Annotated in this window: 9 protein-coding genes; 3 read left to right on the top strand and 6 right to left on the bottom strand. The window is 72.1% G+C overall.

Going from position 1 to position 14,180, the window contains the following annotated elements; genetic code table 11:
* Positions 1-11: 11 nt before the first annotated feature.
* The 5 genes from sbnA to IE312_RS22335 are packed head-to-tail and all read right to left on the bottom strand — an operon-like array spanning position 12 to position 9,044.
* Entirely contained in the window at positions 12-1,037 is a 1,026-nt protein-coding gene (gene sbnA / locus IE312_RS22355) for a 2,3-diaminopropionate biosynthesis protein SbnA (protein WP_189984129.1), read from the bottom strand.
* A 36-nt stretch (positions 1,038-1,073) separates the two neighbouring features.
* On the bottom strand, positions 1,074-2,147 hold the full coding sequence (sbnB, locus tag IE312_RS22350) for a 2,3-diaminopropionate biosynthesis protein SbnB (protein WP_189984128.1): 1,074 nt from the start codon (positions 2,145-2,147) through the stop codon (positions 1,074-1,076).
* Complete coding sequence (locus IE312_RS22345) at positions 2,144-3,148, bottom strand: TauD/TfdA family dioxygenase (protein WP_189984127.1); 1,005 nt, start codon at positions 3,146-3,148, stop codon at positions 2,144-2,146. The genes sbnB and IE312_RS22345 overlap by 4 nt, the downstream gene beginning before the upstream one ends.
* Positions 3,149-3,190: 42 nt before the next feature.
* Entirely contained in the window at positions 3,191-6,448 is a 3,258-nt protein-coding gene (locus IE312_RS22340) for a non-ribosomal peptide synthetase (RefSeq protein WP_189984126.1), read from the bottom strand.
* A 13-nt stretch (positions 6,449-6,461) separates the two neighbouring features.
* Positions 6,462-9,044, bottom strand: coding sequence for a Pls/PosA family non-ribosomal peptide synthetase (locus IE312_RS22335; RefSeq protein ID WP_189984125.1), 2,583 nt, complete (start codon positions 9,042-9,044; stop codon positions 6,462-6,464).
* A 476-nt stretch (positions 9,045-9,520) separates the two neighbouring features.
* On the opposite strand from IE312_RS22335, the gene IE312_RS22330 reads away from it, so the two are divergent.
* Positions 9,521-10,576: a beta family protein gene (locus IE312_RS22330; RefSeq protein WP_189984124.1), complete on the top strand. Its 1,056-nt coding sequence runs from the start codon at positions 9,521-9,523 to the stop codon at positions 10,574-10,576.
* Positions 10,577-10,633: 57 nt separating this feature from the next.
* On the opposite strand, the gene IE312_RS22325 is transcribed toward IE312_RS22330, so the two are convergent.
* On the bottom strand, positions 10,634-12,163 hold the full coding sequence (locus IE312_RS22325; RefSeq protein ID WP_189984123.1) for a helix-turn-helix domain-containing protein: 1,530 nt from the start codon (positions 12,161-12,163) through the stop codon (positions 10,634-10,636).
* A gap of 238 nt (positions 12,164-12,401) precedes the next feature.
* Here IE312_RS22325 and IE312_RS22320 point away from each other — a divergent pair, with 238 nt between their 5' ends.
* Together IE312_RS22320 and IE312_RS41335 are read left to right on the top strand one after the other, a co-directional pair.
* Complete coding sequence (locus IE312_RS22320; protein ID WP_189984122.1) at positions 12,402-13,124, top strand: hypothetical protein; 723 nt, start codon at positions 12,402-12,404, stop codon at positions 13,122-13,124.
* A 188-nt stretch (positions 13,125-13,312) separates the two neighbouring features.
* On the top strand, positions 13,313-14,180 hold an 868-nt coding region (locus IE312_RS41335; protein ID WP_306419792.1), incomplete at its 3' end, for an aconitase family protein.

Below are 14,180 nucleotides of genomic sequence, written 5' to 3'. Positions count from 1 at the left end.
CGCCCGGCCCGTCATGGTCTTCGGCGGCGGCCCGGCGCCCGGGACGCGGAGTCCTCCTCCCAGGGCGTGGCGTCCAGCCGCGCGGAGTCCAGCAGGCGGTCGCCGTAGAGGTCCTGGAGCCAGTTGCTCTGGTAGATGGTGTCGAGGTAGCGCTCGCCGAGGTCGGGCGCTATCGCCACCGCGGTCAGGTCCCGGGTGCCGTGCCGGGCCAGCCAGTCCGTCGCGGCGCTGACCACCGACCCCGTGGAGCCGCCGAACAGGAAGCCCCGCCGGGCCATGCGGTGGCAGGTGCGGATGGTGTCCGCCTCCTCCACCCGGATCACCTCGTCCACGTAGGACTCGTCGAGCAGCGGCGGACGCATGCTCATGCCCAGTCCGGGGATCATCCGCCGGCCGGGCTCGCCGCCGAAGGCCACCGAGCCCACGCTGTCCACGGCGACGATCCGCACCGGCCGGTGCCAGGCGCGGAAGTAGCGTCCGCAGCCCATCAGGGTGCCGGCGGTGCCCGTCCCGACGAACAGCACGTCCAGGTGCGGGAAGTGGGCGGCGATCTCCGGTGCCGTCGTACGGAAGTGGGCCCGCCAGTTCCCCGCGTTGGTGTACTGGCTGAGCCACACGTACCGCTCGTCGGACGCGCACAGCGCGCGCACGTACTCCAGCCGGGTGCCGAGGAAGCCGCCGTTGCCGTCCAGGTCGGTCACCACGTGCACCCGGCTGCCCAGGGCCTCCATCAGCAGCTTGGTCGACAGGTTGCACCGGGGGTCCGTCACGCACAGGAACCGGTAGCCCTTGCTCGCGGCGATCACGCTCAGCGCGACGCCCAGGTTGCCGGAGGACGACTCGACGAGGACGGAGTCCCGGGTCAGGCGTCCGTCCCGTTCGGCGCTCTCCACCATCTCGTTCGCGGCCTTCAGCTTGATGGAGCCGGCGAAGTTGAAACCCTCGCACTTCAGAAAGAGGCGGTATCCGAATATCGACTCCAGATCGACGAACAGACTGCCTTCGTTGAAGGCATGGGGAGCGGAGATGACGGGCACGGCAGCCTCCTGGTGCCAGGGCTGAGGGACAACGCCTCAGCCGTACCGGCGCAGGTCGTGGAAGAAGTCGTCGATGAGGCGGAGTTCCCCCGCCCCGGCCACGCGGTCGTAGACGTACTTGCCGACGGCCAGGTCGAGGACCCCTAGGCCGAACGGCGAGAAGATCACCGGCTGGTCGTGCGGCGGGGCGGCGCGGCCGAGCATCACGTCGTAGAGGGTGCCGTTGAGGAAGTCGCGGTTCCCGGTGCGCTGTTCGACCAGGTGAGGGGAGGTGTCGGCCTTCAGGCAGTGCTCGACGTCGTCCACGAAGTTGGCCGCGCCGAGCAGGATCTCGGGGGCGAGGTCGCGCAGCGACACGTGCAGCACCACGGGGTTGTGCTCGAACCAGCCCGGGGCCGTCACGTGCGGCCGGCCGGCGACGGTGGCGAAGACCACCAGGTCGCTGGAGCGGACCAGGTCCTCGGCGCTGTCGTGGACGGTGACCTGCCCGGTGGCGCCGGCCTGGCGCAGGTAGCCGCGGAAGCCGGCGGTGCTGTCGGCGGACACGTCGTGCACGCCGATCGCGTCGAAGGTCCAGCCGGTGCCGGCCAGGAAGGTGTGGATGTACCGGGCGATCAGGCCCGTGCCGAAGAAGCCGACCCGGCGCGGCCGGGTCCGGGTGCGGCTCAGCCAGTCCGCGGCCAGCGCCGCCGAGGCCGCGGTCCGGGTCGCGCTGATGACGGAACTCTCCAGGCAGGCGAAGGGGTAGCCGGTGTCGTGGTCGTTGAGGACCAGCACCGCGGACGCCCGGGGCAGCCCGGCGCGCACGTTGTCGGGGAAACTGGAGATCCACTTCACGCCGTCCACCTGCGTCGAACCGCCGATGGAGGCGGGCAGCGCGATGATCCGGGCCGAGGGGCGGTCGGGGAAGCGCAGGAAGTACGAGGGCGGGTTGACCGAGTCCCCGGCCCCGTGCAGCCGGTAGGTGGCCTCCACCAGCGCCACCAGGTCCCGCTCCCGGCCGGTCAGCGCCTGCTGCACCTGCCGGCCGGAGATCACCGCGAAGGTGGGCGCCGGCTGCCCGGGCTCGGGCGTGGCGGGCTGGGGGGTGGTCGACAGCAGATGCGTCATCGGCGGCTCGCCTCCCCCGTCGGGCAGGAGTCGGCCAGCCGCCGCGGCTCGGCCATGCCGACCAGGACCCGCCGCTCCCCGGTGAACGCCTCCCTGCTGTGCGCGGTGCCGATGTTGTCCACCAGCATCAGGTCGCCGGCCTGCCAGGGCTCGCGCCGGGTGTGTTCCTCGTAGGTGTCGTTGAGGAGCCGGACGACGTCCTCGCCGATCGGACTGCCGTCCCCGTAGCGGGTGTTGAACGGCAGCGAGTCCGCGCCGTACTCGTCGACCAGGTACTCGCGCACCTCCGGCGCGAGCGTCCACTCGTTGAGGAAGGCGATCTGGTTGAACCAGCACCGCCTGCCGGTGAGCGGGTGCTCCACGACGGCGCAGCGGCGCTGCTCGGTGCGCAGGGAACCGTCGGGCAGCCAGCGGGCGTCGATGGCGTTCGCCCGGCAGTACCGTTCGATCGCGTCGCGGTCCTCGGTGCCGAACGCCTCCGCGAGGGACGCGCCGATCTCCTCGTTGTAGGTACGGGTCAGCAGCCAGCCCTCCTCCGCGAAGCGCTCCGTCAGCCCGGCGGGCAGGGCCTCGAGGACGTCGGCCGCGTCGGCCACCGCCGTCGCCCCGCCCTGCTCGGGCGGCGTCAGGCACGCGAACAGCAGCAGGCCGGGCACCTCCAGCCGGTAACTCAGCTCGTGGTGCATGCACATCGGCTGGTTGGCCGGCCAGGGCGTCGAGGAGTACAGCCCCGGACCGTGGGCCTCCCGGGGTGCGAACGCCTCCCGCTCCGGCATCAGTTCGCCGGCCAGCCGGGCGAGCACGGCACCGGCCTGGCCGGCGTCCCGCAGACCGAGGCCGCGCACGAGCAGCGCCCCGTGCTCGGTGACCTGCGCCCTGAGCGCCTCGCGGTAGCGGGCCGCCCAGGCCGTGGCGTCGTCCGGTGGATCGACGCGCAGCAGCGCGGGTCTGTCCGGCCGCAGCTCCACGTCGAGCGGTGCTGCCAGGGATGAGGACGGCATCTCGGTTTCCTTTCGGTCGCCCGTCGGGTGGGGGTACGGGTCTCAGGTGGAGGCCAGGGGGCGGGCCGCGCCGAGCACGGCCCGCGCCGCCTCGGCCGGCCGGGTGCGCAGGAAGTAGTGGCCACCGTCGGCCAGTTCGTGCAGGTCCACCCGCTCGGCCAGGAGCAGCCAGTCGCGGTGGCCGTCGGCGTGGCCCGCCGTGTGCGGGTCGTCGGCGGCGACGACCACCGAGACCGGCGCGGACAGCCGCACCGGCGGCGGGTTCTCCAGGACCGCCTGGAACCAGCGGTGGGCGTGGACGCAGTCGTGCCGGTAGGCGGCGCCGAGGTGCTCGGCGTGCCGCTCGTCGAGTTCGGCGAGTTCCGTGTAGCCGCCGTCCGCGGTCAGCCGCGCCGCGATCTCCGCGTCGCTCAGGCCCGTCAGACCGGCCACGGCGGCGCCGCGCTCGGCGGCCGTGCCGAGCAGCTGCGCGCCGAGGAACACCCGCGTCACCCGGACACCCCGCTCCTGCAGCCTGCGGGCCGTCTCCAGGGCCGGTGCGGCGCCCGAGGAGTGGCCCCACAGCATGACCTGGCCCAGGCCGCGGGCCGCGATCTCGTCCGCGACCCGGCCGGCCACCTCCTCGACGGACGCGAACGGCTCGCGGTGGGCCGCCAGGTCGTGGCCGGGCAGGTCCACCGCGAGGACCGCCAGGCCGCTGCCCGCCAACGCGGCGGCCATGGGCCGGTAGTTCACCGCGTTGCCGCCCGCGTACGGGAAGCACACCAGCGCGCACTCCGGCGTACCGTCCGTCTCCGCCAGGGGCTGGAGGAGTTCCGGGCGGTGCCGGCCGGCGCCGTCGAGCAGGGCGGCCAGGTCGGCGAGGACCGGGTGACGGGTGATGTCCCTCAGGGAGACCGCCCGGTCGAGCGCGAGGCTGAGCTTGACGGCCGTCAGCGAGGTGCCGCCGGCGTCGAAGAAGTGGTCGTGCCGGCCGATCCGGTGCTCGGGCACGCCCAGCAGTTCGGCCCAGGCGGCCGCCAGCCGCCGCTCGGCCGGGGTGAGCGCCTCCCGCCCGCCGCCGTCCGGCGCCGCCCGCCGGGCCTCCGCGGCCAGGGCCTCCGCGGTCAGGGCCTTCCGGTCGGTCTTGCCGTTGGCGGTCAGCGGCAGGCTCTCGCGCCAGTGGAAGGCGGCCGGGACCATGTAGGCGGGCAGGGCCGCCGCGAGCGCCTCGCGCAGCACCTCCGGCTCGTGTCGCCGGCCGGTGTGGAAGGCGATCAGCTGCGTGTTGCCGCCGCCCCGCTCGACCACGACCACCGCGCCGTCCCGCACCCCGTCCACCCGCAGCAGGGTGTTCTCGATCTCGCCGATCTCGATGCGGAAGCCGCGGATCTTCACCTGGCTGTCCCGGCGGCCGAGGAACTCCAGCTTGCCGCCGGGGTGCCAGCGGCCCCAGTCACCGCCCAGGTACAGCCGCTCCCCGGGCCGGTACGGGTCGGTCCGGTACGCCTCCCGGGTCCGCTCGGCGTCGTTGACGTAGCCCCGCCCCACGCAGACACCCGAGAACGCGATCAGCCCCGGGGCGCCCAGCGGCACCAGCGACAGCTGCTCGTCCACGACGTAGACCCGCACGTTGTTGACCGCGCGCCCCAGCAGCACCCGGTCGGGCACCCGGTCCAGGACCTCGTGGTTGGTGTCGTCGGAGGTCTCCGTCAGCCCGTAGGCGTTGAGCAGCCGGATGCCCGGCTGGAGCGCGAACCAGCGCTGGACCAGTTCCCGTTTCAGCGCCTCGCCGGTCACCGACACCCACCTGAGGTCCGGCAGGTCCCGGGGGTGCTGCTCCAGGTACGAGATCACGACCTCCAGGTAGGAGGGCACCAGCTGGGTCACGGTGACCCGGCCGCGCACCAGCGTGTCCACGAACCGTTCCACGTCCACGACGACGTCCTGGCCGACCAGCAGGGTCCGTCCGCCGACCAGCAGCGCGGACACCAGCTGCCACAGTGAGATGTCGAAGCACTGCGGGGCCGTCTGCGCCACCACCGTCCCCTCGCCGATCCCCAGGTCGTCGATCTTGGCGTGGAGGTGGTTGAGCAGGCCCGCGTGCTCGCACATCGCGCCCTTCGGCTCGCCGGTGGAGCCGGAGGTGAAGTAGATGTAGGCCAATTGGCCGGCGTCGACCCGCACACCGGGGTCGTCCTCGGCGTGCGGTTCCGCGTACGCCGTCCCGACCAGCAGCTTCTCGGTTCCCGGCAGGCCGGCCAGCGCCTGGTCGAGGGTCCCGGTGCTGCCCGGCTCGGTGAGCACCAGCCGGCAGCCGGCCCGCGACAGCGTCGCCTCGATACGGCCGGCCGGGAAGTGCGGCTCGACCGGCAGGTACACCCCGCCCGCCTTGAACACCGCGAGCGTCGCCGCCAGCCAGTCGAGGTTGCGCTCGGTGACGACCGCGACGACGTCCTCCCGGCCGAGGCCGCGCGCCAGCAGGGCCCGCGCCAGCCGGTTGGCGCGCGCGTTCAGCTCCGCGTACGTCCACGCCCGCTCGCCGTGCACCGCGGCCACCGCCTGCGGTTGGGCCCGTACCCGCTGTTCGAACAGCTCGTGCGCGCGGGCGTCGGGCAGCGGCCGGCGCGGGCCGGCCAGCCCTTCCAGCTGCTCGCGCACCTCCTCGGCGGACAGCAGGCCCTGCTGCGCGTGCCCGGCGTCCGGATCGGCCGCCATCAGCCGCAGCGCCTTCAGGTGGTAGCCGCCGATCCGGGCCGCGCCCGCGGCGTCCAGCACGTCGGTGCGGTACCGCAGGCGCAGCAGCAGCCGTCCGCCCCGGTCGCACCAGCGCACGTGCAGCACGCCGTCGTCGGCGTGGGCCTCCTCGGCGCCCATGGGCCCGAACACCGCCTCGTACGACGGCCCGGGCACCCCCAGTTCCCGGGCCAGGCCGGCCACCGGGAACTCCCGGTGGGCCAGCACCGCCGCCTCGGCGCGCTCGGCGGCCGACACCAGCTCCCGCCAGGATCCGCGGGGCACGGTCAGACGGCACGGCAGCGGCTCCCCGCGCACCCCGGCGGTGTACCCGGTCACCAGCTCCCGCTCCCCGGACAGCGCGGACAGCACCTTGGCGTGCGCCGCCAGCAGCACCGCGCTGACCGGCAGCCCCGACCGGCGGACCAGCCTGCGGACCGCGGCCGTCACGTCCTCCGGGACCGCCGTCTCCTGCTCGGCCGTCCCCGGCACCGGCTCCGGGACCCAGCGGGGCACGACGGTCACCCCGCCGGCGGTGAGCACCCGGCTCCAGAACTCCCGGTCCGTCTCCACGCGCGTGTCCATGGGATGGCCTTCCTCAGTTCGTGGCGGCCGCGGAGGCGTCGGTCGCGCGCGGGGCCCCGTCCGGGCCGCCGGTCTCGGGCATGTCCACGGCCGGATTGCCGCCCCAGTGCGCGTTCGGGGGAACTTCCTCGCCCTTCATGAGGAAGGAGTCGGCCGCCAGCACCGCGTCGTCGCCCACCGTCACGCCGTAGTGCACGTGGGCGCCGACGCCCAGCGTGCAGCGCGCGCCGAGCGTGGTGTGGTCCGACTTGAACGTGCCGTCCTCCTGCGAGTGGCACTGGAGCTTGCTGCCGGCGTTCAGGGTGCACTCGTCCCCGATGGCGGTGAGCGTCCGCTCGGTGATGTAGCAGCCGTCGTCGAACACCCGCTTGCCGATGCGCACCCCCAGCAGGCGCCACACCAGGCTCTTGTACGGGGTTCCGTTGAAGACGTTGAGGTAGTTCGACGGCACCTTCCACACGCGCTCGTGCAGCCAGAACGTGCGGTCGTAGATGGAGCACAACTGCGGGCTCATCCGGCGGAACGACATCAGGCAGCGCTCCACCAGGACGTAGTACGCGGTGGAGAACACCAGCAGCAGCGCCAGGTACGCGCCGATCACCACGTGTCCGAGCACGCCGTACAGGTCCACGGAGGCGAGGGCGAACAGCGTGAGCGCGAAGATGTGCGCCCAGCGCACGAACAGCATCAGCGCCATCGAGCGCAGGTTGTAGCGGTTCTTCGAGCTGAGGTGCCGGTGCAGCTCCTCGCCGGTGCGCAGGTGGTCGAACCGGGCGTCCCGGTCCACGGAGCGGGGGATCTCGAAGCAGGGCGAGCCGAGCAGGCCCACGTTCTCGCGGACCTCGCCGTCCAGGGGGACCATCACCTTCGTCGCGAGCAGGCAGTTCTCGCCCGTCCTGCCGCCCACCGGATAGGCGATGTTGTTACCCAGGAAGTTGCGCGGCCCGATCGTCACCCGGGACAGCCGGAACGACGTACTGGAATAGTCGGCGTTGGCCACCGAGAGCCCGTCGGCGATCATCGTCCCGGTGCCGACGGAGACCAGGAACGGCGTCTCGTGCTGCATTTCCGTGCCGAAGTTCGAACCGGTCTGCTCCACCCGGCCCAAGTCGTAGCCGAGGCCCCGCAGGTAGGGCACGATGTACGAGCTGTCGCCGAACAGCCAGGCGAAGAACTTGACGTTGGTGATGCGGGCCGCCAGCCGGTGCACCGTGTAGTGGAACCCGTACAGCGGATACACCCGGTCGGGCTTGACGAGCAGATCCAGCAGGCGCGGAACCGCGTACATCGCGACCAGGCCCAGCAGGAGGAAGCCGCAGAACAGGACGAGCGAGACGGCCAGCGCGTCGGTGACGAGTTCCCGCCGGGCCGGTACGGCCGTCTGCGGATCGAGTCGCTTGCCGATCGCCGGGATCCCGGTGAACACGATGTACACCCCGCCGACGGCGAGGGGAACGTACACGAAGAGCAGCTGCACCAGCGTGGCCAGCCCGAACCAGGTGCGGCGCGCGGTACCGCACCGGGCCGGCGCCACCCGCAGGTAGTCGGTCCGCGCGGGCTCCGCCGGTGACCCGTGCCAGCGCTCGCCGGCCGGGACCGCCTGGCCGCGGTGCAGTGCGGAGGAGTGGCCCAGCTGGGCGCCGTCGCCCATCGAGGTGTCGATGTCCAGGACGGTCCGCTCGCCGACGAACGCGTCCCGGCCGAGGGTGACCGGGCCCGTCTGGATGCGGCCCGCGTGGGCCCGGTAGCCGAGGAAGAAGGAGTCCTTGCGGATCACCGTCCCGGCGCCGACCGTCAGCAGGTCGGTGCAGACCGGGACGGAACGGGAGAGGATCGTGACGCCCTTCCCGATCCGCGCGCCCAGCGCCCGCAGGTACAGCACGTACAGCGGGGTCCCGACGAGGAGCACCATCGGATTCGCGTGCAGCAGGATCTTCACCAGCCAGAAACGCAGGTAGGTGAAGCCCCAGATTGGGAACTCGCGTGCTGTCCAACGCCCGACGAGCACCCACTTCGCCGCCACCGGGAACAGGCACAGGGCGAGGAACCCGATGCCGCCGAACACCAGCGACCGCAGGTAGACGTCGAGCGGGCCGGAGCCGGTGGACACCCACTCGTATCCGCCGGCGGTGACGAACCCGGAGACGAGGGAGTAACCGAGGAAGACCAGCAACTGCACCGCCCCGCACAGCAGATGACCCCACCGGCCCGTGCGGGCCGCCGGGTCCGGCGGTGTCCGGGGCACCGGCGCGGACTCGGCCGGCACCGCTCCGGGCGCGGCGGGAGCAGGCGCTGCCGCCACGAGTGCCGCCGTCAGACTGCGGATCGTGGGGTTGCGGTAGATGTCCCGCATCGAGGGCGACGGCAGCTCCGGGTCCTTCCGGAGCCGGGCGCAGAACTGCGCCATCACCAGGGAGTTGGCGCCCAGGTCGGTGAAGAAGTTGCCGTCGGCCGGGACATGGTCGGCGCCGGTCAGCTCGGCCAGGGTCCGGGCGAGCACCCGCTCGGTGTCCGTCCTGACCGGCCCGGTGGCGCTCAGGGTGACGGCAGGTTCGTCCGGTCCCGTTATGGGGACCTTGGAGGACTGCTCCACCATTCGATCTCCTGAGGACGTGTGGATGGCCAAGGGCCGGTCGGGCCGCTGATCAGGAACGGCCGGTTTTCAGTGTGGCCAGGCCCACAGGAGGCTGCCACTTCGCGCCGCTCCCGCACGCGCCCCCGAAAAGCCCGACGGCTCCATATCCGCTGGTGTCCGCGCCGGACGGCAGGCCACGCTCACCCGAACGGCGGCCCCCCACGGGAGCGGGGGCCGGCGGCCGGGACCGCGTCCGGCCGGCCGGCGGTCGTCGGATCCCCGGGCTGCGAGTCGGACCGCCGCAGCCGGGCGGAGTTCGTGCACGGGGGGCGTCGTGCGCCGGGTCGTCGCCCCGCCACGCTCATCGTGGAGCGGGCGGGCGCTCACGCCCGGCACATCGGCCATGCGGGCTGGAATCCCCCTCTTTTCAACTGCTCCGCGCGGAACGGACCCTGACGTGAAGGGATGCGCACGGACGGTGTCGAGGGGGAGCCGCGATGTCCGGACCGCTCTATGTTCCCGTTCTGCCGACGAGGCCGCACGCGGCCGCAGCCTTCCGCCGGCTGTGGCCGGACGTCCGAGCCGCGATCAGGCCACTGTGGAACCTGCCGCCGTTGCCGGGCGCGGCGCCGGAGGCGCTGGGCACGGTGGTCGCCCAGTACGTCGACCGGGTGAGCGCCGTGAGCCGTCGCGGCGGATGGCTCGACGCCCCGTTCGGCGAGGACGCCCAGACCGCGGCCCTCGCCGAAGCGCTGGCGCTCTACTGCGCGTGGGGGTGGCTGCTGCCGGTCACCGGGCCGGAGAGGACCGGGGCGCAGCAGGCGGCGGCCGTGGAGACGGCCCGGCGCTGCCTGCGCGGACTGGGGGTCCGGGTCCGGGTCACCGGCGAGTGGGACGGTCACCTCGGGGAACACGTCCGGGACCTGCTCGACCGGACCGGTCCGGAGGTGCCCGTGGACCTGCTGCTCGACATGGGCGCGGTCCTCGACGACCGGCCCGACGCGGGCAAGGAGGCGCTGCGTGCTCTCGACGCGCTGATGCCCCTGACGGCCTGGCGGAACGCGGTTCTGCTCGGCGGGGCCTTTCCGCGGGTCACCGCCGACATGGTGGAGCAGGGACGGTGTGAGGCCGGGCGGGCGGAATGGCGCATGTGGCACGAGGTGCGCGCCACGGGCAGGGCCTATGCGCCGCTGCTCGGTTACGGCGACTACGGGGTGCAGTCCCCGAACGCCCTCGCGCAGGCTCCCGCACCCGGGAGGAAGGGCGGACCGCCCTGGGGTGTGCTCCGCTACACGACCGGCAGCACGTACCTCTTCGTCAAGACGCTGACCCGCGGCCCCGACCGGATCGCCGTCAACCGCGGTGCGGCCCGCCGGATCGTCGAATCGCCCGAGTTCCGGGGCGCGGGGGCCGGGCCGGGCGAGGAGTGGCTGAGCGACTGTGCGAACGGCCCGCTCTCGACCGGCGAGGGCGTGGGCGGGCCGACGGAGTGGCTGCGCGCGGGAAACCTCCAGCACATGACGTACGTCGTCCGCAGCCTGCCCGGCGACTGAGCGGTCCGCCGGACCGGCTGGGACAGGCCGCGTGGAGCCCGGCCCGGCGGAAGGCTGTCAGATGTCCCGGAAGATCTCGATCTGCGCGCCGATCGAGTTCAGGCGTTCGGCGAGGTCCTCGTAACCGCGGTTGATGACATACACGTTGCGCAGCACCGACGTGCCCTCGGCCGCCATCATCGCCAGCAGGACGACCACGGCGGGGCGCAGGGCCGGCGGGCACATCATCTCGGCGGCGCGCCAGCGGGTCGGGCCCTCGACCAGGACGCGGTGCGGGTCGAGGAGCTGGAGCCGGCCGCCGAGGCGGTTGAGGTCGGTCAGGTAGATGGCGCGGTTGTCGTAGACCCAGTCGTGGATGAGGGTCTTGCCCTGCGCGGTGGCCGCGATGGCCGCGAAGAACGGCACGTTGTCGATGTTCAGGCCCGGGAAGGGCATGGGGTGGATCTTGTCGATCGGCGCCTCCAGCTTGGAGGGGCGGACCGTGAGGTCGACCAGGCGGGTCCGGCCGTTGTCCGCGCAGTACTCGGGCGACCGGTCGTGGTCGAGGCCCATCTCCTCCAGGACGGCGAGCTCGATCTCCAGGAACTCGATGGGGACGCGGCGCACGGTCAGTTCCGACTCCGTCACCACGGCGGCGGCCAGCAGGCTCATCGCCTCGACCGGGTCCTCGGAGGGGGAGTAGTCGACGTCGACGTCGATGTTCGGCACGCCGTGGACGGTCAGCGTGGTGGTGCCGATGCCCTCCACCCTGACGCCCAGCGCCTCCAGGAAGAAGCACAGGTCCTGGACCATGTAGTTGGAGGAGGCGTTGCGGATGACGGTCACCCCGTCGTGCCGGGCGGCGGCCAGCAGCGCGTTCTCGGTCACGGTGTCGCCGCGCTCGGTCAGCACGATCGGGCGGTCGGGGCGGACCGAGCGGTCGACCTGGGCGTGGTACTGGCCCTCGGTGGCCGCGACGTCCAGTCCGAACCGGCGCAGGGCGATCATGTGCGGCTCGATGGTCCGCGTGCCCAGGTCGCAGCCGCCGGCGTACGGCAGCTTGAAGTGGTCCATGCGGTGCAGCAGCGGGCCGAGGAACATGATGATCGAGCGGGTGCGGACGGCCGCCTCGGCGTCGATCGCGGCCATCTCCAGCTCGGCGGGCGGGACGAGTTCGAGGTCGACGCCGTCGTTGATCCAGCGGGTGCGCACGCCGATGGAGTTGAGCACCTCCAGCAGGCGGTACACCTCCTCGATCCGCGCCACCCGGCGCAGCACCGTGCGGCCCTTGTTGAGCAGTGAGCCGCACAGCAGCGCCACACAGGCGTTCTTGCTGGTCTTGACGTCGATGGCCCCGGACAGACGGCGGCCGCCGACCACCCGGAGGTGCATCGGACCCGCGTAGCCCAGCGACACGATCTCGCTGTCCAGGGCTTCACCGATTCGGGCGATCATCTCAAGGCTGATGTTCTGGTTGCCGCGCTCGATGCGGTTGACCGCGCTCTGGCTGGTTCCGAGCGCCTCCGCGAGCTGCGCCTGTGTCCAGCCCCGGTGCTGCCGGGCGTCACGGATGAGCTTGCCGATGCGTACGAGGTAGTCGTCTGACATGAGGTTGAGGTTATCTCAGATATGAGATGGTGCTCGTCGGGGGGTCCGTTCGGGTGATGCGCGCGCCGGTGGTGTCGTGACGGTCCGTCAACTGTGCTGGTGGGACGGCGGAGGCACCCGGAAGGTCGGGCAAATCCGCGTATGTCATACAAGGAACTGCCCAACTCGGGTACCCCGGTGGGCTCGTGCGGAACCCCTGTCCGCGCGTCCCCCTCTCTTCCTCCGGAAGGGGACACACATGGACATCAGGATGCGGCACCTCCCGGTCGCCGTCGCGCTCGTGCTCTGCTCCGCGCTGGCCTCGTGCGGCACGGAGCGACCGGGCGGCCCGGCGGACGGTTCACCCGCGGCCGGAGCGTCCGCGGCGCGACCGTCCGAGACGGAGCAGACGATCGACGACCAGTGCCAGGACGAGGGCCCGACCGAGGACGACCAGACCGTCCCGGACACCACGAGTGACGACCAGGGTGACAGTGGTCCGGATCTCACGAGCGATGACCAGGGTGACAGTGGTCCGGATCTCACGAGTGACGACCAGGGCGACAGTGGTCCGGACCTTACGAGCGATGATCAGGGCGGCGGCGGCCCGGATCTCACGAGTGACGACCAGGGGGACGGCGGCCCGGACACCACGAGTGACGATCCGGGGCCGCCCTGCGGTGCGACGGCCGGTCCGCACCGGTGGTTCGGCATGGGCCGTGACTTCCGGGCCTACCTGAAGGCGGACGGCAGGAAGGCGGACGCCGCCATGGCCGGCCACGTGCTGACCGTCTACGTCCGCAACCCCGAGGGCACGGACCGCACGGAGGCCTGGGTGCGGGTGACCTACGGGGTGATGGAGCAGGAGGACGCCGACCGCGCGGCCCGGGTGTTCGCCCGCTGGCGCTCCTCCGTCTACGGCGATCACGGGCACGTGGGTGTCACCGGACCGGCCAAGACCGACGCCGAAGCGGACTGGTAGGCGGTTGGGCATGACCATCCAGCGCCCATGTACTAGAGTTATCTCGACATCGAGATATCTGCCGAGGCGCACCGTAGCCCGCCACTCCGGTAAGGCATGCCTAACTTAGCCTGACCTCACTGGTTCGGCCGAGCCGGCGTGGCGGCACGATTGACGGTGGTACGCGCACATCAATGAAGGAGACTGTCGTGTCGGCGAACAGCTTCGACGCCCGCAGCACGCTGCAGGTGGGCGACGAGTCGTACGAGATCTTCCGGCTGGACAAGGTGGAGGGCTCGGCCCGGCTGCCGTACAGCCTCAAGGTCCTGCTGGAGAACCTGCTCCGCACGGAGGACGGCGCGAACATCACCGCCGACCACATCCGCGCCCTCGGCGGCTGGGACTCCCAGGCCCAGCCCAGCCAGGAGATCCAGTTCACGCCGGCCCGCGTGATCATGCAGGACTTCACCGGCGTGCCCTGTGTCGTGGACCTCGCGACCATGCGTGAGGCCGTGAAGGAGCTGGGCGGCGACCCGGCCAAGATCAACCCGCTGGCGCCGGCCGAGCTGGTCATCGACCACTCCGTCATCGCCGACAAGTTCGGCACGAACGACGCCTTCAAGCAGAACGTCGAGCTGGAGTACGGCCGCAACAAGGAGCGCTACCAGTTCCTGCGCTGGGGCCAGACCGCCTTCGACGAGTTCAAGGTCGTTCCGCCCGGCACCGGCATCGTCCACCAGGTGAACATCGAGCACCTGGCCCGTGTCGTGATGGTCCGCGACGGCAAGGCCTACCCGGACACCCTGGTCGGCACCGACTCGCACACCACCATGGTCAACGGCCTCGGCGTCCTCGGCTGGGGCGTCGGCGGTATCGAGGCCGAGGCCGCCATGCTGGGCCAGCCGGTCTCCATGCTCATCCCGCGCGTCGTCGGCTTCAAGCTCACCGGTGAGCTGCAGCCCGGCACCACCGCCACCGACCTCGTGCTCACCATCACCGAGATGCTGCGCAAGCACGGTGTGGTCGGCAAGTTCGTCGAGTTCTACGGCGAGGGCGTGGCCGCCACCTCGCTCGCCA

Source organism: Streptomyces capoamus (genome assembly GCF_014654935.1).
Classification (GTDB): Bacteria; Actinomycetota; Actinomycetes; order Streptomycetales; family Streptomycetaceae; genus Streptomyces; species Streptomyces capoamus.
The sequence above is the reverse complement of the archived record's forward strand: the minus strand, read 5'-3'. Positions and strand labels throughout refer to the sequence as shown.

Excerpts from the sequence above, each read along its gene's own strand:
- sbnB (WP_189984128.1), bottom strand. The coding sequence starts at position 2,147 with ATGACGCATCTGCTGTCGACCACCCCCCAGCCCGCCACGCCCGAGCCC.
- IE312_RS22345 (WP_189984127.1), bottom strand. The coding sequence starts at position 3,148 with ATGCCGTCCTCATCCCTGGCAGCACCGCTCGACGTGGAGCTGCGGCCG.
- IE312_RS22340 (WP_189984126.1), bottom strand. The coding sequence starts at position 6,448 with ATGGACACGCGCGTGGAGACGGACCGGGAGTTCTGGAGCCGGGTGCTC.
- IE312_RS22335 (WP_189984125.1), bottom strand. The coding sequence starts at position 9,044 with ATGGTGGAGCAGTCCTCCAAGGTCCCCATAACGGGACCGGACGAACCT.
- IE312_RS22330 (WP_189984124.1), top strand. The coding sequence starts at position 9,521 with ATGTCCGGACCGCTCTATGTTCCCGTTCTGCCGACGAGGCCGCACGCG.
- IE312_RS22325 (WP_189984123.1), bottom strand. The coding sequence starts at position 12,163 with ATGTCAGACGACTACCTCGTACGCATCGGCAAGCTCATCCGTGACGCC.
- IE312_RS22320 (WP_189984122.1), top strand. The coding sequence starts at position 12,402 with ATGGACATCAGGATGCGGCACCTCCCGGTCGCCGTCGCGCTCGTGCTC.